The sequence below is a fragment of the Chondromyces apiculatus DSM 436 genome, from assembly GCF_000601485.1.
Lineage (GTDB): Bacteria > Myxococcota_A > Polyangia > Polyangiales > Polyangiaceae > Chondromyces > Chondromyces apiculatus.
On record NZ_ASRX01000015.1, the window covers coordinates 51,051 to 75,836 of the forward strand.

The window sequence follows — 24,786 nt, forward strand, 5'->3', positions numbered from 1 at the left end:
TGCCTGTCGAGGCTATGGGAGAACGCGGGGGATGTGCAGCGTCGGGTGGGGGATGTGCAGCGTCGGGTGGGGGATGTGCAGCGTCGTGAGGGAGACGTGCAGCGCCGTGGAGGGGGCGTGCAGCGGCGTGACGTGGCTCGACGGGGTCAGGCGCCGCGCAACTCGGTGGCGCGTGCGACGCGGTCGATGGCCACCATGAAGGCTGCGGTGCGCATGTCCACGGAGCGGGCTCGCGCGACCTCCGCGATCTTCGCGTAGGCAGGGCGCATGATGACTTCGAGCTCGCGGCGAACACGCTGCTCATCCCATGCGAATTGCTGGATGTTCTGGACCCACTCGAAATAGCTGACCGTCACGCCGCCGGCGTTCGCGTAGATGTCGGGGAGCACGGTGATGCCTCGCTGGTGGAGGACCTCGTCGGCGTCCGGAGTGGTGGGGCCATTGGCGCCCTCGGAGATCAGGGAACAGTTCACTTCCCGGGCGACGGAGGGGGTGATCACGCCTCCGAGTGCGGCCGGGATCAGCACGTCGCAGCGTTGCACGAGCAGCGCGTCGCGCTCCACCTTGGGAGCCTGGAAGCCGGCGAGAGAGCGGTTTGCCTTCTGCCATGCGAGCGCCGCGGGGATGTCGATGCCCGCGGGGTCGTAGAACGATCCCGTGTGGTCGCCGATGCCGAGCACCTTGCCGCCGGCCTCGGTGAGCAGGCGCGCGGCGTTGTTTCCCACGTTGCCGAAGCCCTGGATGACGTAGGTGACGTCGGCGAGCGTCTTGCCGAGCGTCTTGAGGTGCTCCTCGATGGAGATCATCACCCCGCGGCCCGTGGCTTCCTCGCGCCCGAGGGAGCCGAAGAGCTCCACGGGCTTGCCGGTCACCACGCCGGGCCGGAAGCCGTGGAACTTGGCGTATTCATCCATGATCCACGCCATCACTTGCGCATTGGTGTTCACGTCCGGCGCAGGGATGTCGACGGTATCGCCGATGAATTCGTGGATGCCTGCCGTGAATTTGCGGGTGAGCCGCTCGAGCTCGCCCTTGGAGAGGGTCGTGGGGTCGACGGTGATGCCGCCCTTGGCGCCACCATAGGGGATGCCGACGACGGCCGTTTTCCAGGTCATGAGGGAGGCGAGCGCCCTCACTTCATCGATCTCGACTTCCTGGTGGAAGCGGAGGCCTCCCTTGAAGGGGCCACGCGCATTGTCGTGCTGAACGCGGAACCCGGTGAACGTGCCGACCGTGCCGTCGTCCATGCGGATGTTGCATTCCACCCGCACTTCACGGTGGGGGGTCTCGAGCTGCTTTTTCAGGGGGGCAGAGAGCCCCAGGAGCGAGGCGGCGCGTTCGAAGTAGCGGTTCACGTCAGCGAATGAATTCGACATCTTCCCTCCGTACCCGCCTGGAGAACCCGGGCGGGCCAGTCACCCCACGGTGCCCTCTGGAAGCAGGGCCCGGCGAGGGTCGCACGCACGGCTTCGGGACGAAAGCCTGCCGGGAGGTCTGGACGAGGTCTTCTCGGGGTCACCACGCTGGACTGGGAGGGGCGCGGCTCTGCCCTACCGATCTCCGGGGGGAGGCCGTACCTGGGACGTGCCGCGCATGCATGACGCTTCCCGGCAAGGCCATGGCTGCGAGCGCACCAATGCGGTGCGCGGGCGGGGCCTGTGCGCAGCGGGACTCAATCCCTCGGCGCGTCGGTGTGCGGCGTCCGAGGGAAGGAGATGCGTTCGTTCTGTGAATGCAGGAAGGTTCGGGGCTTCAATCAGTCGGTCGAGGAAGCGTGGGCGCGGACCGGGGCCGGGGTGTACAGGGCCGAGGAGAACATGCGCGCCAGCTGGTCCAGCGGGAGCTGCTCGGATTCCAGGACGACGAGGCGGGAACCGGCTTCTCGCGCCAGCATGCTGAAGCGCTCCGGTTCGCGTTCGTGGAGGTGGCTCGGCAGCACGATGATGCTGGGCCGCAGGGTGACGGCAGTCTTCCAGGCGAATGCCGATTCGCAGGCCCGCACCAGGAGGCGTCTGCCCGTGGCTGCTTTGCGACAACGGCTCAGTAATACCGCCGAGCAATCCAGCGCCATCACGATTGGAACATGGATAACCCTGCCGCCCTCCACCCTCTCCGACATGGCCACGGTCCACTCCCGTCCGCGCGTCTACGCGCTACTTGTTGTGACGGTAGGGGATAACCGATGAAGTGCTGCCGTGAAAGGGAAAACCTGGCCTTGTTGACGTTGTAAGCCGTGATGCGAACGCCGAGCCCCGTTGTGGATTGCGTGAGCACACCATATCCAGTTCGACGCCGTGGCATAGGGGGCGAACCATGCCGTCATGTCGGGCGTATCGCCATGATGTGGTCAACACTGCGGAGACTGTTTCTGTGGTGTGCAATCCGGCTCTGGAGGGAAGGCGAGAAACACCCGCAGGCGTGCCTTACGGCTTCCCCCCATGGTCTCTCGCTGGGCGCGCGTGGCGCGCGTGGACGTGAGAAAGGTCCTTCGGAATGTCCTGTCAGGACCACAGGACGCGCTCGCCCCGCATTCGCCTCGCGGTTTCCGCGCATCGCCCTGCGCAAAGAGTCGAGGAGCAGGAGACCAGGGCAGAATGCCGGTCCAGTACGCCGTTTCCCAGGTTCTTCCCTGGCCCTCGGCTCAGCGTTCGAGCAAAGAAACGGGGGAGCGACCATCGGGAGCGCAGGGACCGAAGGTCCCTGAACCAGGGTACGCAGTACTACGCAGTACTACGCAGTACTGCGCAGTACCTAGAAGGCTCGGAGTCTTCGTGCGGCCTCCTGCAGCACGTCTTCTTCTTTGGCGAAGCAGAACCTGACCAGCGTGTCGCCGACGGGATCCGCATAAAAGGAGGTGCCTGGAACGGAGGCCACGCCGGTACGTTCCAGGAGCAGCATGGCAGCCGCTTTCGCGTTCGCGGCTCCCAGTCGGCGGACGTCTGCCAGCACGTAATAGGCGCCCTGGGGGACGTAGGGGGTGAGCCCGGCGTCGTGCAAGGCGTCGCACAGGATGGACCGTTTTCGGGCGTACGATGCAGCAAGCTCGGTGTAATAGTCGCCCTGCATGGCCATTCCCGCCACCAGGGCATACTGAAGAGGCGTCGGGGCGCAGACGTACAGTAGGTCGTGGATAATCGTGATGCGCTGGGCAAGCTCGCGTGGTGCGCTGAGGTAGCCGAGGCGCCAGCCGGTGATGGCGAAGGTCTTGGAGAAGCCCGAGATGGTCACCGTGCGTGTCCGTGCGTCGCCGCGGCTGGCGAGGGGGACGTGCTGGTGATTGTCGAAGACGATGTGCTCGTAGATCTCGTCGGTGATGGCAATGAGATCGTGTTTTGCGCAAATGGCCGCCAGGGTGTCCAGCTCGGCCTCGGTCCACACCTTGCCGCTCGGGTTCGAAGGCGTGCACACCACGATGGCTCGGGTGCGGGGGGTGATGGCGCGCTCGATGGCGGCAGGGTTGAAGGCCCATGTGGGCGGGCGCGTGGGGATCAGGACGGGGGTCAATCCGAGCGAGAGGACCGTGTTGAGGTGGTAGCCGTAGTAGGGCTCGAAGAGGAGGATCTCGTCGCCCGGGTCGAAGAGGGCGAGGCAGGTGGCGGCGAAGGCGCCGGTGGCCCCGGAGGTGACCACGATCTCGCCAGCAGGGTCGTACTCGAGTCCGTACCAGCGGCGGATCTTTGCAGCGATGGCAGTGCGGAGGGGCGCGATGCCCTCGGGCGCGGTGTAAACGACCTTGTTGTCCCGGATGGCGTCGCATGCCGCCTGGGCCACCGGGGGAGGGGTGGGCAGATCGCAGATGCCCTGTCCGAGGTTGATGCCGGAGACGGCCTCGCAGGCTCGGCTCATCGCGCGAATGTCCGAGATCACGAGCGAGGCGAGACGCTTTCCAAGTCGCATGCGCGCTCCAGGGGCTGGATGTCCGAAGACGGAGCCCGGTCCGAGGTCACGTGAGCCGCCGCACCTCTGTCGGGTGGGTGCAGGCTGGCCCGGTGCGGCGAGAGGTTACCGCAATTGTGCGTCCGGTCCGGAAGGCGTAGTAACCTCCGGACGTGGGGACCGGATCGCAACAAGACCCGAGCTCGGCAAACGTGGCAGGAGAGCAGCCAGCTCCCGAGGCAAGCAGGCCAACACCGCTTCGGCCGCCACCGCCACAGGCTGACGATGAGCCGACGCGCGCCATGGCGTCCGATGAGCTGGATGCGCTCCTCGAGACCGTGGGCCCAGGCGTCGCCGGAGCGGCGGGTGCGATGTCCGCGAAGGACATCAGCCGGCTTCTGGCGGCCCGCCTGGGAGGCGCGAAGAAGGCCAAGGAGCCAGGTTCGGCAAGCAACCCTGCGTCGACCCCGGAAGGCGCGCCGACGAAGCCGCCGCCGCCAGGGCCGCCGTCGTCGGCGGGGAGCGTGCCGACGAAGCCGCCGCCGCCAGGGCCGACGTCAGGGCCGCCGTCAGGGCCGCCGTCGTCGGCGGGGAGCGTGCCGACGAAGCCGCCGCCGCCAGGGCCGCCGTCGTCGGTGGGGAGCATGCCGACGAAGCCGCCACCGCCATCGTCGGTGGGAGGTGGGTCGACGCCGCCGGCGCCTGAGCCTTTCCCTGCCGCAGCAGCCGCAGAGCCGTCGGGTGGCGTGCTCCCGCGCCCCGGTTCCTCGGGGGATTTGCTCGACCCCGACTTCGCGCCGACGCCGATTCATCCGTCTCCGCAGAGTGCGGCGAGGGATCGGGACTCTCTGCCGACGGCGGTGATGCCGCTGCCGAGCGCGCCTCCGCCGCAGCGCGTGCAGACCCTCGCGCCCGAGGAGGTCTTCGAGGACAGCGTGTCCGTTTCGGGGCCGCCGCCGCCAGCTCCCCTGGGGGCGGTGGCCAGCGGGGGACCGAGCGCCTTGGGAGGACCGAGCGCTTCGGGGGGACCGAGCGCTGGGAGGGCTCCGGGGATCGCCTCGGCTCCGCCACCCAGCGCGCCGGTCTCTCGGCCGCCCGCGTCCTCGGAGCAACCGCAGTCGGGCCCCCGGCCGATAGCCATCTCGAACGTGCCCGTTGCGCCAGTCATCGTGGACGAGCCGTCGGCTGGGCTCACGCCCATGAGCCGTGGCTCTCGGTTCGGGCTGATCCTGGCCATCGTGGTGAGTGTGATCACCGTCGTGGCGATCACGGCGTTTCTGCTGACGCGAGGGTCAGGGACACCCACGCCGGGAAGCGCGCCTGCGCCGACGGCGCCCGCCGAGCCGGTGCCTTCGCGAGGTCAGGAGGAGACGGGGGACGTCTCGTCGGCGGCGTCCACGGAGGCGGCGGCGCGGGCGGCGCTGTGGCAGTTCGCCGAAGGGGTCCGGGGCTGCGCGCGTACGGTGATCGGTGAGCTGCCGGGGACGGCGCCCGCGATTCCGCCGAGCTTCTCGCAGTTGAAGTCGAGCCCTTACCAGAGTGGACCGGGGGACTACCGGTCTCCCGTGTATAGCTGCACGAGCTTCCGGCAGAGCGAGCCCCAGGCCTTCCAGGTGCAGTGGCAGGTCTTCAAGGGGGGCACCGACGGCATGGCGATCGCCTGGCTCGACGGGAACGGGGACGGTGCGGCCGACCGTGCGCTCGGGCTGCGGGTGACGCTGGTGAAGAAGGGTGAGATCGCCGTGGGCGAGTCGATCGAGGTACTGGACCCGATTCCTTCGGTCGCGCGCTGAAGCGGCGCCGGTTCTCCGGCGAGATGCCCGGCATGGAACGCGCGAGATGGGCGCGGCGTTGTCCAAGGCATGAGCGCAACGGGAGCGACAGCAGACATGGGGTCCGTGGCCGATGACGGCGGAAAGCGGAAGCCGTCTCTGCTGACGACGAGGAGGGACGGGCCGCAGGCGGTCATCCCGACGGGGGACGTGGTGCGGCAGGTGTGGGTCCTGGCCTGGCCGGCGATGACCCACATGCTGCTGCTCACGCTGGTGTTCCTGGTGAACCGCGCCATGGTGGGCCGCTACGCGGTGACCGCGCTCGCGGCGACCCAGATCTGCACGTCGATCGCCTGGTCCATCATCTCGGTCTTCGGGGCGTCTTCCTCGGGGACGCTCGCGGTCGTCGCCCGCGCCGTGGGCGCCGGTGATCGCGCGCTCGCTGCGGCGGCGGCGCGCGCGTCGCTGGTCTTCGCGGCAGGGCTCGGGGTGGTCGTCGCGGTGGTGATGCTCTCTGCGGAGGGAGCGCTCCTGCGGCTCCTGTTCCCGCGGGCCGGTGCGGAGGTGCTCGCGCAGGCGGATGGGTACCTGCGCATCGTGCTGCCGGTGCTGCCGCTGGCATTCATGGAAGCCGTGGCTGCGGCGGCGCTGCAGGGAGCCGGGGACACGCGGACGCCGCTCCTGGCAGCAGTGCTCGGGAACCTGGTGAACGTGGCGCTGAGCGCGTGGCTCATCTTCGGAGGGCTCGGGGTGCCAGCGCTCGGGTTGCGCGGTGCGGCCGTGGGCGCTGCGGCCACCATGGCCATCGAGGGGCTGTTGCTCACCGCAGCGCTCATGGCGCGTTCGAGCCCCCTCCCGCTGCTCACCCGTGGCGGGGACGCGCTCGGGGAAGGGTTCCGGCCCGCGCTCGGGCGGGTGCTGCGCGTGGCGCTGCCTGCGTTCGCCGAGCGCCTCACGTACCAGGCTGGCTACGTGGGGTTCGTGGCGATGATCGGGCTCCTCGGCGCAGCCGCCATGGCGGCGAACCAGGCGCTCGTGAGCATCGAGGGGATCTGCTTCTTCTCCGCCGACGGCTTCGGGGTGGCGGCGGCGGCGCTCGTGGCGCAGAAGCTCGGCGCAGGTCAGCTCTCGGAGGCTGCGCGCACGGGGCGTACGGCGGCGTGGATGGCGGTCTGCCTGCTCAGCGCCTTCGGGGTGGTCTTCGCGCTGGTGCCGCGGCTCCTGATGGTCGCGTTCTCGTCGGAGCCGGAGATCGTGGCCCTCGGGGCGCGTTCTCTCTACGTGGCGGCGCTGGCGCAGCCCTTCATGGCGTTCGCCATGGTGACCAGCATGGCGCTCCGTGGCGCGGGCGCGACGCGGCAGGTGCTGGTGGTGACGCTGCTGTCGTCGTTCGCGGTGCGGCTCGCTGCGACCTGGGTGTTCGCGATCGAGCTGGATCTCGGGCTCGTGGGGGTCTGGATGGGGAGCACCGCGGACTGGGTGATCCGGACCGCGCTCCTCGCGGTGATATGGGCCCGCGGGCGGTGGCGAGAGGTCTCGGTGTAAGGCGGCCCGTGGTATAGGGGGCCATGGCGCAGGTTCACGGCGGAAGGCTGGTCTCCAAGGCTCTGGCGCGGCACGGGGTGACGCACCTCTTCACCCTGTGTGGTGGTCACATCCAGGCCATCTATGACGGGTGTCTCGACGACGGCATCCGGGTGGTGGATGTCCGACACGAGCAGACTGCCGGCCACGCTGCCGATGGATATGCGCGCGTCACCGGGCGTCCGGGGGTCTGCGCGGTGACGGCGGGGCCCGGGGTGACGGACGTGGTGACCGCCATGGCCAACGCGCAGCGCGCGGGGATCCCCATGCTGGTCATCGGCGGCGCTGGACCGCGGTTGCTCGCCGACATGGGGTCGCTCCAGGACATGAACCACGTGGAGCTGATGCGCCCGATCACCAAATGGAGCGTCTCGGTGCCCTCCACCGAGCGCATCCAGGAGTACATCGACTCGGCCTTCCGCATCGCTCAGTCGAACGTGCCGGGGCCGGTGTTCCTGGAGATGCCGCTCGACCTCTTGATGAGCTACGCCGACGACGCGCCCACGGCGACGGCGCCGACGGGCGAGGGGGGCATCGTGCCGTCCCGTCCGGGAGGAGATCCGGCAGCGATCAAGCGCGCGGCGGCGCTGCTGCAGGAGGCGGAGCGGCCGATGTTCATCGTCGGCACGCAACTCCGCTGGTCGCCGCAGCGGGACATCCTCACGCCCTTCGCGGAGGCCATCGAGGCTCCGTACTACGTGAACGGCATGGCGCGTGGGGCGCTCCCCCACGCCCACCCACGGCTGATGTCGCGTTCGCGCCGCTTCGCGCTCGGTCAGGCCGACCTCTGCGTGGTGCTTGGGACGCCCTTCGACTTCCGCCTGGAGTACGGCCGCGCCATCAACCCGGGCGCCAAGGTGGTGCAGGTGGACCTCGACGGCAGCGAGGTGGGCAGGAACCGGCGCGTGGACGTGGCCATTCACGGCGACAGCGGGGTGGTGCTCGAGCAGCTCCTCGCCGAGGTGCCAGAGAAGCGCGCCGAGGCGTGGCTGGCTTCGGTGCGGGCCGCGGAGGACAAGTCGCGGGCGAAGATGCTCGCGGAGATCGACAGCAACGACAGCCCGCCGAACCCGCTCCGGGTCTGCGCGGAGGTGGGCAAGCGGCTGGGGCGAGAGGACATCGTCATCGGCGACGGGGGCGATTTCGTGGCGACGGCGGCCTACGTGCTGAAGATGGAGTGGCCGCAGATCTGGATGGATCCGGGGCCGCTCGGCACCCTCGGGGTCGGTCCCGGCTACGCCATGGCGGCGAAGCTCGCTCGCCCCGGATCCAGGGTGGTGATCATGTACGGCGACGGGTCATTCGGGCTACACGCGCTCGAGTTCGAGGCGATGGTGCGGCAGGACATCCCCGTCGTGGCGATCATCGGGAACGACGCGGCGTGGATGCAGATCCGGCGGGGTCAGGTCGACCTCTACGGAGAGGCGCGCGCGCCAGCGACGACCCTGGCCTACACCCGCTACGAGAAGGTGGTCGAGGCGGTCGGGGGGTTCGGCGCCTGGGTGGAGCGGGTGGAGGATCTCGGTCCTGCGCTCGACGAGGCGTTCAGTTGCGGCCGACCTGCCTGCGTGAACGTCAAGATCGCGCGCAGCGACTTCCGCAAGGGCGCGATCAGCGTCTGAGGCGGCGTGGAGCTGCGGTTCGTCGCCCCGGATCTGGCGAGCCTCGACGTCCTCGACGCCGAGGTGCTGGCGTGCCCCATCTGGGGCGACGCGCGGCCGGCGCACGGCGTGGCGGGGCTCTGTGACTGGCGCCTGGGCGGCAGGATCTCCGAGCTGCAGCGGCGCGACCTGGTGACCGGCGAGCTCGGTGAGGTGGTGATGCTCCCGGGCAAGCCGAGGATGAGCCTCGACAAGCTGATCCTGTTCGGCGCTGGCATGCGCGGCGCGTTCGACGAAGACGTCTTCGTCGAGGTCGTGAACCGGATGCTCGTCACCCTGCGGTCACTCGGCGCTCGGGTCGCTGTCGTCGAGCTGCCCGGGCGTCACGACAACCTCATCCGGGCTGAGGCTGCCGCGGACGCGCTGCTCGACTGTGCCGACCGGGACAGCGAGGGTGAAGATCTGTGGATGCTCGTCGAGCGCGCGGAAGGGAAGCAGCAGATCACCCAGCACATGATCGAGCAGCGCCGACGGGTCCGGAGGGCGCTCTGACGGGACGAGCTTGGGGAAGGGAGTGCCAGTCTGTTACTTCTGGCAACGCACGTCATGCAACGCTCCTCCTCTGGCTCACTCTCCAGTGCCCTGCCGGCGTCGATCGCGCTCGGGTGGGCAGGGTTGGCCGTCGCCAGCGTGCTGGTCCTGGGAGCGATCGGGGTGCGGTCCCTCGTCGGGATCAACGTCGATGTCGAGGACGAGTCCGCTTCTGCGATGGTGGCGACGACCATCGCTTCCAGCGTCCCGACCGCCACGATCACGGTGTCCCCGGCCTCGCCTTCGGACCGCGCCACGGCGCGTGACCTGCGCGCGAAGATGCAGCGCGACCTCGAGACCGGGAAGTTTCCCGCGTTCATCACCGGGGTCGAGGAGCTGCTCCGCCTCGATCCCGAGGCGGCGGCGGACCGCAAGCTGCGCAGCTCCATCATCGATGTGCTGATGGTCATCACGGCCGGACGCGGCGAGCACGCCGACAAGCTCTTCGATCTCATCGAGAACCGCATGGGGACCCACGGGATCGATCTGCTGTACCAGCTCGTGATCGCGCACGGTGGCTCCCGCGCCTCGGCGCGTGCGTCGGCACTGCTCGTCGATCCTGCGGTCCGGGCCCGCGGCACGCCCGCGCTGCGCGTCGCCTATGAGCTGCGCATGGCGCCGTGCGTGCACAAGAACCAGCTCTTCAAGCGCGCCGCCGAGGAGGGGGACACGCGCAGCCTCCAGCAGCTCGAGCTGCTCAAGAACCCTTGCAGCCGCCGCAACAACTGCTGCCCCCACGCGAAGGACCCGGAGCTGTCGCAGGCCATCGAGGCCATCCGCGCGCGCTCTCAGGGGTAAGTCGGCGTGAGCGGCTGCTCCGGCAGGAACCGCGCTACTTCAGGCCGGCCTTCGCCCGCATGATCTCCGCCGCCTCGGCATAGGCGGGGCGGTTCGGGTTGGCCCGGGCGAGTTGCTGGTACAGCTCCGCCGCGCGCGCGTAGGAGCCGGCGGCGACCGCGTCTGCTGCGAGCCGCTGCAGCGATTTGGTGCCATCGCTCTTGGCGGGCTGCGCACCCTGGGATGCAGGCAGTGGCGGGGGGGTTGGCGCGGCGATGGAGGCCGTCGCCTGAGGTGGAGGGCTATCCTGCGCAGGCTCGGGAGGGAGCGGGGGAGGCGTGTTCGGCTCACCCGCGGTCGGTGCTGCGGATGGAGGCCCTCCCGCGGAAGGCGCCGGGGTTGGCTCTCCCGGCGCCTCTGTCGGCGCTGCGGGTACGGCAGTGGGGGCGGGCTTCTCGGGCGCCTGGGCCTGGGTGGTCGCAGCAGGCCCTGGCGCCTTCGGCGTCAGCCCGAGTTCCTCGCCGAGGAACAGCACCACCACCGCGGCGAGGAGCAGCGGGGACAGGAAGACCATCATCTTCTTCGGCCCCGACAGCTCCTGCCACGCCGACTTCCTGCCGCCCTGCGCTGCGCGCGAGACTCCCTCGACGCTGATGCCTTGCTCCAGCCGCGCGTTCTGCGTCGTCAGCGGCGAGGGCAGGACCTGCTGGTGCGTGCCCGTGAGCCGAGCGAAGTTGCCGTCGAGGGGTGGGGGCGCCGCGCTAGGGGGTGCTCCAAAGGACGGCACGGGCGGAGGGGCCCCGAACGAAGGAACTCCGCTGCCCGGCACCGACGACATCGGCGGCATCTGCGAGCCGGACAGCACCTCGGTTCGCCCCAGCCCACCGGCCGTGGCCTGCGGGTAGTTGCTGCCTGACATGGACAGCGGGGCACCCGCGGAGAGGTGCGCGGCGCTCGGGTGGTGGGTGCCCGACATCGAGGCGTCGCCGCCGTAGCGTCGACCGGCCATGGAGACTTCGCGACGGCGCTCGATGTTCTCCATCGGCTCGATCTTCGTCATCCCCGAGTCGTCGGTCCGCTTGGTCATCGAGGGACCAGAGACCTCCTCGGCCACAGGCGCTGCTGCCGATGCCGCCGCCGCCGGCCAGAAGGACGGCACCTCGGGCGGAGGAGGAACGGGCGGTGGTGCCTTCACGCTCTCCGCCTGCGCGCGCGACATCTCCATGCCGCGCCGCACCATGTCGCCGACGTCTCCCCAGGCGTTCTCCTTTGCCTGGTCTGCGACCCTCGTGGCCACGTTGTCGTCGTCTTCCAGGAGCTGCACGGAGTTCATCGGCGCGTAGTTCTGCGCTGCCGGGTCGGGACCGAACCACAGCCGCACGCCACCGAGCATGATCTCGCTGGGCACTGCGAGGGGCATCCACGCCGCGAGCACCGGCTGCCCACCCACCACGGCCGGCACGGCCATGTTCACGCTGCGCACGAAGAGCTCGGCTCCATCGAAGTAGAGCTCGGCATGCTCCGGAGCGATGCCGGGGCCTTTCACGACCCACGCCCCACCGCTCCCGACTGTGAGCGGGCCCATGGGCTCACCGGGCTTGATCCGCCTGCACTGCGGCTCACCAGAGCCGATGCGGATCTCGATCATATGTTCCCGGGACAACTCCGCCATAAAGGGGCGCGATCTAGCCGCTGGCCTGGTAATACCCGATCAACGCGGCGGGGTGGCGAGTGTATCGCGCGTACCCTGCACTTGCACCGGATTCGGTGACGGCGGGTCCACGCGCACAGGTCGGCCCGACGGCGCGGTGGCCCCTCCACCCGTCGGTGGCGAGGTGGCTGCCGGAGCCGCCCCAGCCTCCTCGCGGGTGCGTCCTCCGCGCCCTGGCATGGCACCCCCGTCCTCCGTCGCCGCGGGGCTCTCGACCTCCTCGTCTGCGCCCCTACCTTGCCCAGGGGACCTGTCGGACACCGGCCTCACCAGCTTCAGCAGCGACCCGCGTGCTTCGTCGGCATGTTCGCCCCGAGGTTCGAGCTCCAGGTACTTCCGGAACAGTTCATCTGCGCGCCCCAGGTCCTGGAGCTCGTCGCGGTACAGCACCGCCATGGCGTAGTGCACTTCCGCGTAGTCCGGTCGGAGCTGCGCCACTTGCTCCAGGTGCTCGAGCGCCGCCACGGTGTCGCCGACGCTCGCGTGCAGCGAGGCCACGACGAAGCGCAACCGGTGATCCTGGGGGGACTTCCTGAGCTGCGGCTCCGCGTGGGTGAGCGCTGCCCGGAAGCGGTTCTCGGCGACGCACGCCCGGATGAGCGGGGGCAGCGCCTTCTCCGCAGGAGCGCCGGCTGCCAGCGCTGCCGACAGGTACTGCTCGGCGCGCGTGTAGTCCTGGGCGCGCGCGAACGCGAGACCCTGCTCCAGCAGCCGCTCCGGCTGCCGCGCCGCCCTGGCCTTCTGCACGGACTCCGGGACCTGGTCTCCCTGCCCGGAGGTGCTGCCACAGCCGACGGAGGACGTCGCCGCGGCGAGCACCACGCAGACCAGCGCGAGCGCGCGCGTCATGGCTTGACGGCGTTGGTCGAGGTCGGCCCAACGGCCGCCGTCGGCGCCCATCCCGTCAGCATGCCGCCGTTGCTCGCGTGCATGACCAGCGACCATCCGTTCTTCTCTTCCAGCACCCGCACCACGCTCCCCTTGGCCACCTTGCCAACGGTAAAGCCGTTGCGATCCTTCAACGTGAGCGGGACCCTGGCGGCTCCCCAGCCCTGCCGGATCACCACCTGAGGCTGACCCGTCGAGGCCGGAGTGTCTTCCACCACGGCTGGGTGCTCGGGAGGCTTGGCCAGTGCCACGGACTGGGGCGGCGGCGCGAAATCGTGGTCGATGATCGGCTCGGCGCTGGCCGGGGTCACGGCCCCTGCGCTGGGTGCTCCCGTCGCGGCCGGGGGCTGCACCTGGACCACGGCTTCCACGGCGCTGCCCGTGTCCGAGGAGGCCGCCTTCTTGTCCTGCTTCACCTGGTAGATGCCCCAGGCGAGGAGCCCGGCCACCGCTGCGGCGCCCACGGCCTGCAGCGCGATCACCTGCGGTCGACGCGGGGGGGCCGGCGCCGTCCACGCGCTCCGGGTCATCAGCGTCGCGCCCCGAGGATCGGTGGTGGCTTGCGACATCATCGAAGGGGGCGCGCTGAACGCGTCACCCATGCCGGAGAGAGGGGCCATGGACGCGGGCGCCAGCATCAGCCCCGGTGTCCCCGTCAGCCCCGGTGTCCTCGTGAGCCCTGGTGTCCCCGTCAGCCCCGGTGTCCCCATCAGCCCCGGTGTCCCCATCAGCCCCGAAGCGGTGGTGAGCCCGGCGCTGCTCCCGCCCGCGAAGGGACGCAGCGCCGCGATCAGGGTGCCCACGTCGGGCATGCGCCGCTCGCGATCTTTCTCCAGGCACCGCGCCACCACGTCTTGCACGGCGAAGGGGATGCCGGGCCTCAGGGTGGTGATCGGGGTCGGCGTGTGCATGGCGATGGCCATGCACAGCTCGGTCATCGACTCCCCCTCGAAGGGGCGCTTGCCGGTGAGCATGTAGTAGAGCACCACGCCGAGCGACCAGATGTCGGTGCGCGGGTCGACGTTCTTCGAGCTGCGGAGCTGCTCCGGCGACGCGTACTGCGGCGACCCCATCACCATGTTCGTCGCCGTCAGCGATTGCTCGAGATCGTCGCCTTCGCCCGTCGCGACCTTGGAGATGCCGAAGTCGAGCACCTTGAGCAGCGGCGTGCCGTTCGGGCGCCTGACGACGAACATGTTCCCCGGCTTCAGGTCGCGGTGGATGATGCCCCGCCCGTGGGCCTCGCCGATGGCGTCGCAGGCCTGCAGCATCAGGTCGATGGCCTCGTCGAGGGGCAGCGGAGCACGGGTCCGGATCACCCGCGACAGCGGCGAGCCGTCCAGGTACTCCATCACCATGTAAGGGTCGCCCGAGGGGAGTGCCCCCACGTCGAGCACGCGCGCGACGTGCTCGCTGCGGAGCGCCGCAGCAGCGCGCGCCTCGCGCAGGAAGCGCTGCACCGGGTCGCTGCGCACGGCGGCGTTCGGGTGCAGGAACTTCACCGCCACCGGCTGGTTCAGCAGCAGGTGACGCGCGATGACCACGACCCCCATGCCGCCGGCGCCGATGATCTTCTCGACTTGGTACTTGCCGGCGATGACCTCGCCGGCGCGCGGGAGGCCTGCGACCTCCACGGGCTCGTCGGGGTTCTGCTGCGCTGCGGCCATCGGGTCGCCCAGTCTACCGAGAGCGCCGCGAGGCGACAACCGGCCCACCTTGGGGCAGACCGTGGCGCCTCACGCCTGCCCGGGCGGGTGTCCTTTGGCCCTCAACCATGCGCATGCGCGTCGCGCTGCTCGGCGGCTTTGTACACCGCCGGTGGAAGGTCGACGCCGTGCGCCTGGATCTGCGGGAGGCACCGGGGCAGGATCCCGGTCGGGACGAGCTGGCTCAGCACCTCGCCGCGCGCGCCGATGCCCTGGTAGGTGCGCACGAAGATGTCCTGGGTCACGTAGGACGAGCTGTTGAGATCGAAGCCCAGCACCTCCGTGATGTGGGTGACCTTGCGGCTGCCGTCCTGGAGGCGCGAGACCTGCGCGAGGATGTTCACCCCCGAGGCGAGCTGGAGCCGCAGGGCGACGAGCGGCATGTCGACGTCGCTCATCATCGCCATGGTCTCCAGGCGCGTCAGCGTGTCGCGCGGGTACGTGGCGTGGACGGTGGTCAAGCATCCGCCGTGGCCGCTGGTCATCGCCTGGATCAGATCGAGCGCCTCACCGCTGCGGATCTCGCCTACCACGATGCGGTCTGGCCGGAGACGCAGGGTCGCCTTGAACAGGTCACGGATCGACACCGCGCCCCGCCCCTTCGGGTCCGGCGGCCGGGCTTCGAGCTGCACCACGTGGGTGCGCTGGAGGCTCAGCTCGCGCGAGTCCTCGATGACCACCACCCGCTCTCCCTCCGGCACGAACGAGGAGAGCGCGTTCAGCATGCTGGTCTTGCCGCTGCCCGTGCCGCCGGCGACCACCAGGTTCTGCTTGCTCGCGACCAGCGCCCGCAAGGTCAGCGCCGCCTCGGGGGTCATCGCGTCGAACTGCACGAGCTTCTCGACCGTCAGCGTCTCCTTCGAGAACCGGCGGATCGAGACGGAGGGACCGTCGGGCGCCGCCGGGGGCAACACCGCCTCGATACGGGAGCCGTCGGGCAAGCGCCCCTCCAGGATGGGGTGCTGCTCGTCGATGTGCTTCCCCACGAACTGCGCGGCGTTTCGGAGCGCCGCCATCAGCGCCTCCTGACTCGCGAACCTGGCCTCGGTCAGGTAGAGCAGACCCCGGCGCTCCACGTAGATCTGCGAGGGGCCGTTGATCATGATGTCGCTGACCGTCGGGTCCTCCAGAAACGGCCGGATCGGGGCGAAGAAGTGGAGGAGTGTCTCTTCGAAGACCTCGCGCGGGATCATGCGGTGCGCCCTCGCTAGCCCTTCTGGGTGCCGCTGAGTCTCAGCTTGAGCCGGCGGTCCATGTTCGACAGCCAGACCACGTAGGGGTCGTTCTTGCCCTGCAGCATCGCGAGCAGCACCTTCACTTCCCGCTGCGCCGTGCGCAGGTCCTTCACGTCGAGGGAGTGGACGAGGCGCATCTGGTGGGCGCGGTAGTCCTCCTGGAGCTGCTTGCTCAGCTTGTCGGCGGCCCCCTGCATCTCCGCGGCAGCGGCGCCTTCACCCGCCGCGCGGTAGCAGGCCGCGGCTTGCTGGAAGAGCGGCACCGCCCCCACGCCATCGCGCACGTCGAAGGGGCTCCGCTCCCGCTTGCCCTGGGCGGTGAGGCGCCGGTTCTGCGCCATCCCGAGCGCCTGATCCTTGGCGCTTTGCGGGCAGACCGCGCTCGCCTCGTCCCAGAGCGCGGGCGTCTTGTCCGGCCGCGCGTCGAGCACGTCGTCCTTGGGGTCGTCGAGCAGCACGAAGAGCGCGAGAGGGATGAGGAGGATGGCGAGCACGTAGGTGAACGGGCTGATCGGCTCGCTCTGCTTCTTCGTGACCCCCACCTGGTCGGCGATCTCCACGATGGAGACCGTGATCTCGCTGCGCCCGATCTGGAGTAGGGCGTTCTGCTGGAGGGGCGCCTCGGTGAACGGCGCCCCGTTGAGGAGCGGCGGCGGCTGGAGCGAGCGCGCCTGCGCGTACGCGTTGCCGCCGAGGAAGGTGATGAGCACGTGTTCGCTTGCGGCCGTGTCGCCCGGGAGCCTGATCTCGCAGTGCGCGCCGCTGCCGATGAGGACCCGGTCCGAGTCCACGAGGAGTTGCTGCGGCCCGCCCTCCGGGAGCTGCACCCGGAAGCTCAAACCCGTGAGTGTCTGTGTTTGCTGTGTCTGCTGCGTCATGGTGACACTCCGCTCACTGCTCCATGAGGGTCAGCACCATCGGACCCATGACGAGCATCATGATACAGGCGAAGAGGAGGAACAGCGGGCCGATCATCTTCACCGCCGCCTTCGCCGCGGCCTCCTCGGCCCGCACCGAGCGCCTGAGCCGCGAGACCCCCGCCTGGATCTGCAGCACGTCGGCGACCGGGTTGCCGCGCTCCTCGGCCTGGATCAGCGCCGAGACGAACTCCGTCACCGGGCCGGTGGGCGCGCGGGAGCAGAAGTCGCTGAGCACCTGCTTCCGGGTCCGGCCGAGCTGCATCTCCTGCAGGATGCGCTTGAACTCGACGAGCAGTGGATCGTCGGGGTTCGACGACTTCTCGACGACCTGCCGGATCGCCCCGGGGAAATCGAGCCCGGCGCTCATCGCGAGCGCCATCAGATCGATCACGTACGGCAGCCCCTCGTTGATGAGCCGCAGCCGCCGCGTCGACTCCCCCGAGGTCTGGAAGTACGGCAGCATGGCCCCGAACATCAGGCCGAGCAGCGCGAAGGCGCCGATGCTGCCGTCGATGAGCACGGCCACGACCGCGCCGAACACCCCACCGAGCACGCTACTCAGCAGGCTGAGCGAGAAGAACTCGTCGGGCGTGAGGCCGAGGTAGTCGCCCGCCAGCGCGATCATCGCGTCGACGCGCGCCCGGGTCGTGTCACCCACCATGCCGCTCACCCGGACCCCGAGCCAGCGCACCACCGGTTCGAGCGACGCCCACCCCGCGTTCGCCTCGATGGCCCAGCGCCGCTTCAGGCCGCGCATGCCCAGCCGTGACGCGACCCGCGTCGGCGCGCTCGCCACCGTGTACACCGCGAGCCCGAGCGCGACCGCGACGCACACGAGGAACAGGTATCGGAAGACGAGGTAGTTCAGCATCATACGTCGACGTTCACGATCTTGCGGGCCACCACGAGGGAGCAGATCCAGCAGATGAAGGCCACGGCGATGACCATGTAGCCTCCGATGGATCGGGTGAGCGGCGCGAAGTAGTCCTGCTTCACGGTGTCGAAGACGAGCACCAGCACCCCCGGGAACACCGCGAGGAGCGCGAGCTGCGCCTTGCCTTCCGCGGTCTTGGTGCGCACCACCGCTTCGAGGCGCGACATCTCCCGGAGCGCGGCCGCCGTCCCGTCGAGGATCTTGGGGAGGTTACCGCCCACCTGCCTGCCGATGAGCAGCGCCGAGATGGCCGAGTCCACGGGCCTGCTCCCGATGCGGCTCGCCATCAGCATCAGCGCCTGATCCAGCGTGCTGCCCACGCGCATCTCCTTCACCGCGAGCTCCACCTCCTGCTGCAGCGGCGGCCGGATGAGCTGCTGCACCGAGATGAAGGCGTCGCCGATGCTCGGCGTCGCCTTGAGCGCGTTGGCGATGGCCAGGATGAAGCCATCGAGCTGCTTCTCGATCTCGCTCACCCGCTGGCGGCGCAGGTACTCGATGTAGAGCGGCGGCACGACGGCCACCGCGACCGGCAGCCACCAGAGCGGCAGGTCCACCAGGATCGCCAGCACCACCGAGACGAAGATGCCGATGCCTTGCCCCGCCGCGATCCGGTCCCCGGGCGTGAAGATGAAGAGGACCTTCATCTTGCGCTCCAGGTAGATCACGTAGCGCTTCCACATCCGACGCGGCATCCCGTCCGCGTCGCTCACCAGCGCGTGCAGCAGGATGAGCAGGCCGAGGAAGACCAGCCCGACGCCCACCCACTTGAACGCCTGGTGCGAGACGACTTGCTGGATCAGTGTGTCCATCACCTCTCTCCGCGCACGACCCTCACAGGTACGGCTCACCCGGCCTCACCAGGCCGGCGACGATGAAGTCTTCGAGGTAGGAGGGCAGGTAACCCGTCGCCCGGTGCTCCCCGAGCACCTTGCCTCCGGGCCCCGTCCCGGTGCGCACGAACTGGAAGATCGGCCGGATCCCGATGGTCCCGTCGTCCTCTATCCCCGACACCTCCGAGATGTCGGAGACCTTGCGGCTCCCGTCGGAGAAGCGCGTCTGCTGCACCACGACGTGGATGCTCGCGGCGATCTGCTCGCGGATCGCCCGCGAGGGCAGGTCGAGGCCGCCCATCAGCGCCAGGGTCTCGATGCGCGCCACCGCCTCCGGCGGTGAGTTCGAGTGGGTCGTGGTCAGCGACCCGTCGTGGCCCGTGTTCATCGCCTGCAGCATGTCGAGCGCCTCGCCGCCGCGGCACTCGCCGACCACGATCCGGTCGGGCCGCATGCGCAGCGCGTTCCTCACCAGATCGCGGATGGTGTACTCACCGCGCCCTTCCATGTTGGCCGGGCGCGACTCCATCCCCACCACGTGCGGCTGCCCGAGCTGCAGCTCCGCCGCGTCCTCGATGGTCACGATCCGCTCGTCCGTGGGGATCGCGCTCGACAGCACGTTGAGCAGCGTCGTCTTCCCGCTCCCCGTGCCCCCGGAGATGATGATGTTCTTCTTGACGGAGACGCTGCGCTCCAGGAACCGCGCCATGCGCTGGGTGAGCGCCCCGAAGCCCACGAGCTTGTCCATCGTGAGCGGCACCTTCGAGAACCGCCGGATGGTGATGCACGAGCCGCGCAGCGCGAGCGGCTTGATCACCGCGTTCACGCGCGAGCCGTCCTTGAGCCGCGCGTCGACGAGCGGCGACGACTCGTCGATGCGCCGCCCGAGGGGCGTCACGATCCGCTCGATGACCGCCCGCACCCGCTCGTCGTCGGTGAACCGCATCCCCGTCAGGACGATCTTGCCGCCCTGCTCGACGTAGATCGTCTGCGGGTCGACGACCATGATCTCGCTCACCGTCGGGTCGGAGAGGAACCGCTCCAGCGGCCCGAGGCCGAGCGCCTCGTCGGCGAGTTCTCCCACCAGCGCGTCGCGGTCGGCGGATGGGTCGAGGCGCGTCGCCATCTGGCCGATGATGCGCCGCAGGGCCACGAGCACGCGCGGCCGCATCGAGGGATCGTCGAGCTTGGCCGCGTCGAGCTTGGCGAGGTCCAGGTTCTCGAGCAGCTTCGCGTGGATCTCCCGCCGCAGCGCCGCGTACTCGTCCATGGGGCGCGCGCCGGTGGGCGCCGCAGCGCCGTCCCCCTGCGGCGACCCGTGCGGCGACCCATGCGGAGGTCCACCCGGCGCTGGCCCGTGCGCTGCACCGAGCGGCGCGTGCCCCTGCATGGTCTGCAGCGGCAGGCTCATGTTCGCCGGCGGGCCCTGCATCGTGGGCGGCGGCATCGGAGGCCCCATGTTCGACGGCGGCGCCGGGGGCACCTGCGTCGACATCCCCATGCTGGACGGCGGCGCGGGCGGCGGCGCGTGGGGGTGCATCCCCATCCCCGACGGCATCGGCGGCGGCGCATGGGGGTGCATCCCCATCCCCGAGGGCGAAGGCTGCGGCATGCCCGGTGGTGGCATGCCTTGCGGCGGCATGCCCGACGGCGGCATCGCTGGCGGCGGCCCCAGGGCCGAGAACATCGGCGGCGCCGGCGGCGGCGGCTCTGGTGGCGGACCCAGCCCGGCGCCGAGGATCACCCGCTCCGCCGGCACCATCGGCGGCGCGCTTGGCTTCACGACCCCTGCCTCGTGAACGCGCCCTTGTGGCGGCGGTGCTTGCGGCGGCGGTGGCCTCAGCGCCGTCGACGGCCGCTGCGGTGCCCGCGGCGGCGCCCCGCTGTCGCCGAGATCCATGTGCCCCGGATCGGCAGCGGTCGGGTCCTCCACCTCGTGGCGCTGCCCGAAGGCGGCCGCCATGGTCGGGTTCTGGGTGCTCGTCTCCAGCAGGTGCCCCGGCATCGGCGGTGGGCGCGGCATCGGCAGCGGCGCGGGGGCGCCCGCCGAGGGCTCGGGGGCGCCGGTCGACGACGCGGGCCGGAAGAAGAGCGTGTGCGCCCCGATGACCACCGGCGTCCAGTAGGGCGCCTCGACCGCCTCCTTGCGCACCAGGCGGTCTCCCACGATGGTCCCGTTGCTCGACCGGTCCTCCAGGTAGAACCCACCCTCGCGCAGCTCGATCACGGCGTGCACGCGCGAGACCCGGTCCCCGTCGAGGTAGACGGTGCACTGGGAGTGGCGCCCGATGGCGAGAGGACCGCTCACCGCGACCCGCTCGCTGCGCTGCCCGCCGTCCTCGTTCTCGATGTAGAGCTCGACGTCCATCGAGCGTTACTTCTTCGCCGGCGCTTCCGGGCCGGGCCCGCCGTACGCCGGCGGCGCCTTCGAGAACGAGTTCACCGTCTCGATGTCCCCCGAGTAGTCCTCGTACTGGTCCATCGCCGCCTTCACCATGTCGTACGACGCCTTGGGCACCGACTCGACCACGCTCGGGATGATGAACAGCGATCCCTCGATCTCCTCCTCGCTGTCCGAGTGCGACCCGAAGAGCACCCCGAGCACCGGGATCCGGCTCAGGTAGGGCATGCCGTTGATCTGGTGCCGCTGCCCCCGCGTCCGGATCCCCGAGAGGATCAGCGACTCGCCGATCTTCAGGAACACGAGGGTCGACAGCTTCGAGGTGTTCCTGCCTGGCAGGGTCGACCCCGCCGACGGCGTGAGGTCCGACACCTCCGCCTGGAGCTTCACCTCGATCTTGCCCGAGCGCGGGTCGTAGCGCGGCTGCACCGTCACGTTGGTCCCGTAGCGGATCTGCTGGATGTTCACCGCGAGCCCGGTCGCGATCTCGACGTTCACCTCGCCGCCGCTCTCGAAGGTCGCCTCGTTGCCGTTCGTGGTGATCACCGCCGACTGCTTGAGGACCTTCGCCCAACCCCGGCTCGCCGCGAAGTCGAGGGCCGGCAGCGGGTGGTTCGCCACGGTGGCGATCGCCGTCGGCTGCCGGGTGATGAAGTCGAAGCCGAGCTCCGTCGAGATGGTCGCCTCGCCGCCGAACCGCCCCGGCCAGTCGAGGCCCACCCCGTAAGACGAGTTCTGGTTGTACTGCACGAAGAAGAAGTCGATCCGGATGTTGAGGTTCCGGTCGACCGCCCCGGTCCCCACCGTCACCAGCGACTCCACCTGACCCGGGTACAGCTCCGCGATCTGCTTGATGCGGTCCATGTCGGGCTGGTTCTGCACCCCGCCTTCGATGAACAGGCGCGTGCCGATGCGGCGCACCCGGATGCCCGTGTACCCTTGGAGGAGCTGCTCGAGCTCGCTCTCCACCTCGTTCGGCGCCTGCGAGTAAACCCGGATCGTCCAGTTGACCTGGGTCCCGTCATTTTTGATCAGCAGGAGCGACGTCGTGCCCGCCTTCTGACCGGAGATGATGAACTTCTTGCCGTCGGGGGTGGTCTTGATCTCCGCGATGCCGGCGGCCCCCTCCGAGTACTGCTTGATGTCGGTGGCCGGCAGCGTCTTGCTCTCGCCGACCCCGAGGCTCAGGCTCTTCTCGTCCGTCTTCGGCTCCCCCGGGCGCGCTTGCCCCGCCGCCGCGCGCTGCGCGAGCGCCGGCACCGACGCGAACCCCACCACCCCCGCGAGCACCACCCCGGCCCACCTGCCGAGCGTCAGCGTCGCCCTGCTTCGACCGAACCCCACTCCCGGCAGCCTTTGCGCGTTCATGATCACTTCTCTGCCTCGATCTTCACCGGCCCCACCGGCCCGGTCTTGCGCACGTTCTGCGCCTGACCGCGCGCCTGCACGTCGGCGAGCGCGGTCGAGCTCATGTCGGAGATGCCCTCGGTCACCCGCACGTCGTCCGGGTTGCGGAGCGCCACGCTCAGCTTGCCCTTCTCGGTCGCGAGCGAGAGGAGCTGCGCCTCCTGCACCGTCAGGCTCAGGCTGAGGAGCAGCTCGCTCTTGTCCTTGTTGCTGGCCCGCTCCGACTGATCGATGGTGGTGTCGGTCCCCACCGCGAGGACCAGCACGTTCTGCAGGAGCACGACCGACGACGTCTGGTCCTTGCTCACCCCCGACGGCACCGTCACCACCACGTCGATGCGGTCTCCGGGCTGAATGAGCGCGTAGCTCTTGTCGGCGCGGCTGCTCGCGCTCACCGTCACCGCGCGCATCCCGGGCTGCACGAGGGAGCTCAGGTTCCGCCGCTCCTCCATGGCGATCGCGAGGTCGGTCCACATCAGCGTCTGCTGCGCCTGCACCGTCTGCCCCATGCGCAGCCCCACGATCTTCTCGCGGTCCTTCGCGAGGATCGCCCGGTCCTCCACGTACGCGCGCGGTACGGCGCGCGTCGCCAGCATGTCGTCGGTGATCAGCGCGCCGGCCCCGATCGGCTTGAGCGCAGTGAGGAGCTGGATCGACTCACCGCCGCGTGCCTCGAGTTCGAATCGGTGCAGATACGCGGCGAGGATCAGCGCGCCCATGGCGGCGACGATCAGCGCGATGAGAAGTGCGCGTCGGTTCATCGGGGCCGGAGCGTACCTGATTCCGCCCGAAAAAAGCACGCCCCGGACACTCTGCACGAGGCGCCAAGAGGCCCGAGAAGCGCCGCGCGTCCGTTGGGCCCACGGTTCGCGACGATGGTCGCGCCGCAACGCGCTGCGCATCGACCGCGCGTCAACCGCATGTCCCCCGCGCGCCGGAAGCCCGCACGCCGGTAGCCCGTGCGCTTGAAGCCCGTGCGCTTGAAGCCCGTGCGCTCGAAGCCTGTGCGCTCGAAGCCCGTGCGCCCGAAGCCTGTGCGCCCGAAGCCCGAGGGCTGCCTCTGTGTGCTGGCTACTCGGCCCCGGGCATCTGGATCAGCGACACCAGCGTCCGGCCCTTGTCTTCCCGGGGAAGCACGTAGACGTGCGCACCTCCGCGCCCGTACACCCGCTCACCCGTCTTCAGCTTGCCGGCCTTCAGCTCCCAGCCCCGCGCGGTGAGGTCCGTGTCGTATTGCGCGACGATGGCCTCCACGGGCGCCTCCGAGTCGTAGATGCGCACGCTGTACGGCACGCCCTCCACGCTCGCCGTGAGCAGCCTCACGGAGCGCAGCGGCCGCGGCACGCCTGGGAGATCGCTGCCGGGCGTGTCTCCCCCGCTTGGCACCAGGCTGTACAGGTTGAAGGGTCCGTCGGTCCACGCCGTGACCACGTGCGTGCTCCCGTTCTCCGTGCGCTCCGCGAACACGTAGCGCAGGCTCCCGAGCTTGCTCAGGTCCCCCGTGTCCACGAACGCATTCAGCGCCTCCACCCGCGACCCCATGGTCGTCGAGCCCTCGGGCCGCATGAAGCAGGCCACCATCCCCTTGCCGCCGTTGTCGTGCCGCACCACGCCGGCCGCGGCGCGGTCTTGCTGCCGCGCCCGCAGCTCCTCGCGCACCTTGTCGGGCAGCCCGGGAAGCGCGTCGACGAGGGCCATCGGCTCCTGCTCGCAGCGCGCCTCCACCCGATCGAGGACGTCCTCGTAGTCCACCGGCTGCACGGTGCTCGACACGTAGATCGGCTGGCCGTTCATCAGGATCGGCGACTCGCTCCCCACCGCTCCGAGCCGCCCGAGCTCCGATCCGATCTCCAGCGCCGACGACTTCGCGCTCCCGTAGGCCGAGCGCAGCGCGAGGCCCCCCGCGAGGGCGGTGACGAAGGCGCAGTAGGCGCCGAGGCGGACGAGCTTCTTTACCCGCGGCTCGCGGCGCGGCGTGCTGGCATGTCGGTTCATGGGGACACCGTCTTCAGCTCCGGGGGAGCGTAAAGGTTCCAGAGAAAGTCTGCGGCGCCGTCGAAGTCACCGGTCTCCGGCTTCTCGTTGCAGATCAGGGTGGTCGTGGTCGTGGTCTGCGTAATCCCCGAGGGCAGCGGCGAAGGCCGGTTCACCCCGCCCTGCACCGTCTCGGTGAGGATCCCGAACCCGTCCTCGCAGAGCGCCGCGCCTGGCGCTCCCGCCGCGTCCTTGAGATCGATGTTCGCGCTCACCGGCATCGGACCGCGCGTCGTCGTGTCGCAGCCTGCGAGCGAGTCGGCCCACGCGAGCTCCAGCGAGCTGCGGTGGGTCTGGAGCTTGCTCCGGTACAGATCTCCGATGAACACCATGCAGATGAACATCAGGATGAAGAACGGGATGGCGACCAGCGCCTCGACCATCGCCGCGCCGCGCTGACTTCCCCTGCGTGTCGCACGCGTCGCACGCGCCGTGCGCACCGCAGGTGACGCGATCGTTCTCCTCGCGCTCACGCCTGTCTCTCTCGACGTTTCGACCCGGGTCTTCATGGGGCGT

General features: G+C 69.9%; 20 protein-coding genes. 5 read left to right on the forward strand and 15 right to left on the reverse strand.

What is annotated here, in order from left to right:
- Window positions 1–146: 146 nt before the first annotated feature.
- The 3 genes from CAP_RS10920 to CAP_RS10930 all read right to left on the reverse strand — a co-directional run bounded on the left by CAP_RS10920 (window position 147) and on the right by CAP_RS10930 (window position 3,846).
- A complete protein-coding gene (locus CAP_RS10920) occupies window positions 147–1,376 on the reverse strand; it encodes a Glu/Leu/Phe/Val family dehydrogenase (RefSeq protein ID WP_044239514.1) in 1,230 nt (409 codons plus the stop codon).
- 380 nt (window positions 1,377–1,756) lie between these two features.
- Window positions 1,757–2,119, reverse strand: a complete 363-nt coding sequence (locus tag CAP_RS47830; RefSeq protein ID WP_231511340.1) for a hypothetical protein — start codon at window positions 2,117–2,119, stop codon at window positions 1,757–1,759.
- Between the two features lie 632 nt (window positions 2,120–2,751).
- Entirely contained in the window at window positions 2,752–3,846 is a 1,095-nt protein-coding gene (locus CAP_RS10930) for a pyridoxal phosphate-dependent aminotransferase (protein WP_231511308.1), read from the reverse strand.
- Window positions 3,847–4,178: 332 nt separating this feature from the next.
- Between CAP_RS10930 and CAP_RS50205 the strand changes: the two genes are divergently transcribed.
- From CAP_RS50205 to CAP_RS10960, 5 genes are all read left to right on the forward strand, one after another.
- Window positions 4,179–5,669 carry a hypothetical protein gene (locus CAP_RS50205; protein WP_156040680.1) on the forward strand — a complete coding sequence of 497 codons (1,491 nt, stop codon included), beginning with the start codon at window positions 4,179–4,181 and terminating at the stop codon, window positions 5,667–5,669.
- Between the two features lie 105 nt (window positions 5,670–5,774).
- On the forward strand, window positions 5,775–7,193 hold the full coding sequence (locus tag CAP_RS10945; RefSeq protein WP_197041121.1) for an MATE family efflux transporter: 1,419 nt from the start codon (window positions 5,775–5,777) through the stop codon (window positions 7,191–7,193).
- A gap of 23 nt (window positions 7,194–7,216) precedes the next feature.
- Window positions 7,217–8,854, forward strand: coding sequence for a thiamine pyrophosphate-binding protein (locus CAP_RS10950; RefSeq protein WP_044239531.1), 1,638 nt, complete (start codon window positions 7,217–7,219; stop codon window positions 8,852–8,854).
- Between the two features lie 6 nt (window positions 8,855–8,860).
- Complete coding sequence (locus CAP_RS10955) at window positions 8,861–9,385, forward strand: M17 family peptidase N-terminal domain-containing protein (protein WP_044239534.1); 525 nt, start codon at window positions 8,861–8,863, stop codon at window positions 9,383–9,385.
- 54 nt (window positions 9,386–9,439) lie between these two features.
- Window positions 9,440–10,222, forward strand: coding sequence for a hypothetical protein (locus CAP_RS10960; RefSeq protein WP_156040681.1), 783 nt, complete (start codon window positions 9,440–9,442; stop codon window positions 10,220–10,222).
- Between the two features lie 34 nt (window positions 10,223–10,256).
- Here the strand turns inward: CAP_RS10960 and CAP_RS10965 are convergent, their stop codons facing one another.
- From CAP_RS10965 to CAP_RS11020, 12 genes are all read right to left on the reverse strand, one after another.
- Window positions 10,257–11,786 (reverse strand): FHA domain-containing protein, encoded by a 1,530-nt coding sequence (locus tag CAP_RS10965; RefSeq protein WP_197041122.1) that lies wholly within the window; start codon window positions 11,784–11,786, stop codon window positions 10,257–10,259.
- A 126-nt stretch (window positions 11,787–11,912) separates the two neighbouring features.
- Window positions 11,913–12,761, reverse strand: a complete 849-nt coding sequence (locus CAP_RS10970; protein ID WP_156040682.1) for a tetratricopeptide repeat protein — start codon at window positions 12,759–12,761, stop codon at window positions 11,913–11,915.
- Window positions 12,758–14,467, reverse strand: coding sequence for a serine/threonine-protein kinase (locus CAP_RS10975; RefSeq protein ID WP_052374766.1), 1,710 nt, complete (start codon window positions 14,465–14,467; stop codon window positions 12,758–12,760). Before CAP_RS10975 ends, CAP_RS10970 begins: the two co-directional genes overlap by 4 nt.
- Window positions 14,468–14,568: 101 nt before the next feature.
- On the reverse strand, window positions 14,569–15,699 hold the full coding sequence (locus tag CAP_RS10980) for a TadA family conjugal transfer-associated ATPase (protein ID WP_052374768.1): 1,131 nt from the start codon (window positions 15,697–15,699) through the stop codon (window positions 14,569–14,571).
- A 14-nt stretch (window positions 15,700–15,713) separates the two neighbouring features.
- Window positions 15,714–16,619: an FHA domain-containing protein gene (locus CAP_RS10985; RefSeq protein WP_156040683.1), complete on the reverse strand. Its 906-nt coding sequence runs from the start codon at window positions 16,617–16,619 to the stop codon at window positions 15,714–15,716.
- 13 nt (window positions 16,620–16,632) lie between these two features.
- Complete coding sequence (locus tag CAP_RS10990; RefSeq protein ID WP_044239546.1) at window positions 16,633–17,535, reverse strand: type II secretion system F family protein; 903 nt, start codon at window positions 17,533–17,535, stop codon at window positions 16,633–16,635.
- Window positions 17,532–18,407 carry a type II secretion system F family protein gene (locus CAP_RS10995; protein ID WP_044239547.1) on the reverse strand — a complete coding sequence of 292 codons (876 nt, stop codon included), beginning with the start codon at window positions 18,405–18,407 and terminating at the stop codon, window positions 17,532–17,534. Before CAP_RS10995 ends, CAP_RS10990 begins: the two co-directional genes overlap by 4 nt.
- A gap of 22 nt (window positions 18,408–18,429) precedes the next feature.
- Entirely contained in the window at window positions 18,430–20,796 is a 2,367-nt protein-coding gene (locus CAP_RS44245) for a TadA family conjugal transfer-associated ATPase (RefSeq protein ID WP_052374771.1), read from the reverse strand.
- Window positions 20,797–20,802: 6 nt separating this feature from the next.
- Window positions 20,803–22,197, reverse strand: a complete 1,395-nt coding sequence (locus CAP_RS11005) for a type II and III secretion system protein family protein (protein ID WP_044239549.1) — start codon at window positions 22,195–22,197, stop codon at window positions 20,803–20,805.
- Between the two features lie 2 nt (window positions 22,198–22,199).
- Window positions 22,200–22,997, reverse strand: coding sequence for a Flp pilus assembly protein CpaB (gene cpaB / locus CAP_RS11010; protein WP_044239552.1), 798 nt, complete (start codon window positions 22,995–22,997; stop codon window positions 22,200–22,202).
- Window positions 22,998–23,307: 310 nt separating this feature from the next.
- The gene (locus CAP_RS11015; protein WP_044239555.1) at window positions 23,308–24,231 is read right to left on the reverse strand and encodes a hypothetical protein; all 924 of its coding nucleotides are present in this window, start codon (window positions 24,229–24,231) and stop codon (window positions 23,308–23,310) included.
- Window positions 24,228–24,779: a TadE/TadG family type IV pilus assembly protein gene (locus CAP_RS11020; RefSeq protein ID WP_197041123.1), complete on the reverse strand. Its 552-nt coding sequence runs from the start codon at window positions 24,777–24,779 to the stop codon at window positions 24,228–24,230. Before CAP_RS11020 ends, CAP_RS11015 begins: the two co-directional genes overlap by 4 nt.
- Between the last annotated feature and the right edge of the window lie 7 nt (window positions 24,780–24,786).

Coding starts and splice junctions, on each gene's coding strand:
- CAP_RS50205 (WP_156040680.1), top strand. CDS start 4,179: ATGGCGTCCGATGAGCTGGATGCGCTCCTCGAGACCGTGGGCCCAGGC.
- CAP_RS47830 (WP_231511340.1), bottom strand. CDS start 2,119: ATGTCGGAGAGGGTGGAGGGCGGCAGGGTTATCCATGTTCCAATCGTG.
- CAP_RS11015 (WP_044239555.1), bottom strand. CDS start 24,231: ATGAACCGACATGCCAGCACGCCGCGCCGCGAGCCGCGGGTAAAGAAG.
- CAP_RS11005 (WP_044239549.1), bottom strand. CDS start 22,197: ATGAACGCGCAAAGGCTGCCGGGAGTGGGGTTCGGTCGAAGCAGGGCG.
- CAP_RS10970 (WP_156040682.1), bottom strand. CDS start 12,761: ATGACGCGCGCGCTCGCGCTGGTCTGCGTGGTGCTCGCCGCGGCGACG.
- CAP_RS10975 (WP_052374766.1), bottom strand. CDS start 14,467: ATGGCCGCAGCGCAGCAGAACCCCGACGAGCCCGTGGAGGTCGCAGGC.
- CAP_RS10965 (WP_197041122.1), bottom strand. CDS start 11,786: ATGGGCCCGCTCACAGTCGGGAGCGGTGGGGCGTGGGTCGTGAAAGGC.
- CAP_RS10960 (WP_156040681.1), top strand. CDS start 9,440: ATGCAACGCTCCTCCTCTGGCTCACTCTCCAGTGCCCTGCCGGCGTCG.
- CAP_RS10950 (WP_044239531.1), top strand. CDS start 7,217: ATGGCGCAGGTTCACGGCGGAAGGCTGGTCTCCAAGGCTCTGGCGCGG.
- cpaB (WP_044239552.1), bottom strand. CDS start 22,997: ATGAACCGACGCGCACTTCTCATCGCGCTGATCGTCGCCGCCATGGGC.
- CAP_RS10995 (WP_044239547.1), bottom strand. CDS start 18,407: ATGGACACACTGATCCAGCAAGTCGTCTCGCACCAGGCGTTCAAGTGG.
- CAP_RS10990 (WP_044239546.1), bottom strand. CDS start 17,535: ATGATGCTGAACTACCTCGTCTTCCGATACCTGTTCCTCGTGTGCGTC.
- CAP_RS10930 (WP_231511308.1), bottom strand. CDS start 3,846: ATGAGCCGAGCCTGCGAGGCCGTCTCCGGCATCAACCTCGGACAGGGC.
- CAP_RS44245 (WP_052374771.1), bottom strand. CDS start 20,796: ATGGACGTCGAGCTCTACATCGAGAACGAGGACGGCGGGCAGCGCAGC.
- CAP_RS10920 (WP_044239514.1), bottom strand. CDS start 1,376: ATGTCGAATTCATTCGCTGACGTGAACCGCTACTTCGAACGCGCCGCC.
- CAP_RS10980 (WP_052374768.1), bottom strand. CDS start 15,699: ATGATCCCGCGCGAGGTCTTCGAAGAGACACTCCTCCACTTCTTCGCC.
- CAP_RS11020 (WP_197041123.1), bottom strand. CDS start 24,779: ATGAAGACCCGGGTCGAAACGTCGAGAGAGACAGGCGTGAGCGCGAGG.
- CAP_RS10985 (WP_156040683.1), bottom strand. CDS start 16,619: ATGACGCAGCAGACACAGCAAACACAGACACTCACGGGTTTGAGCTTC.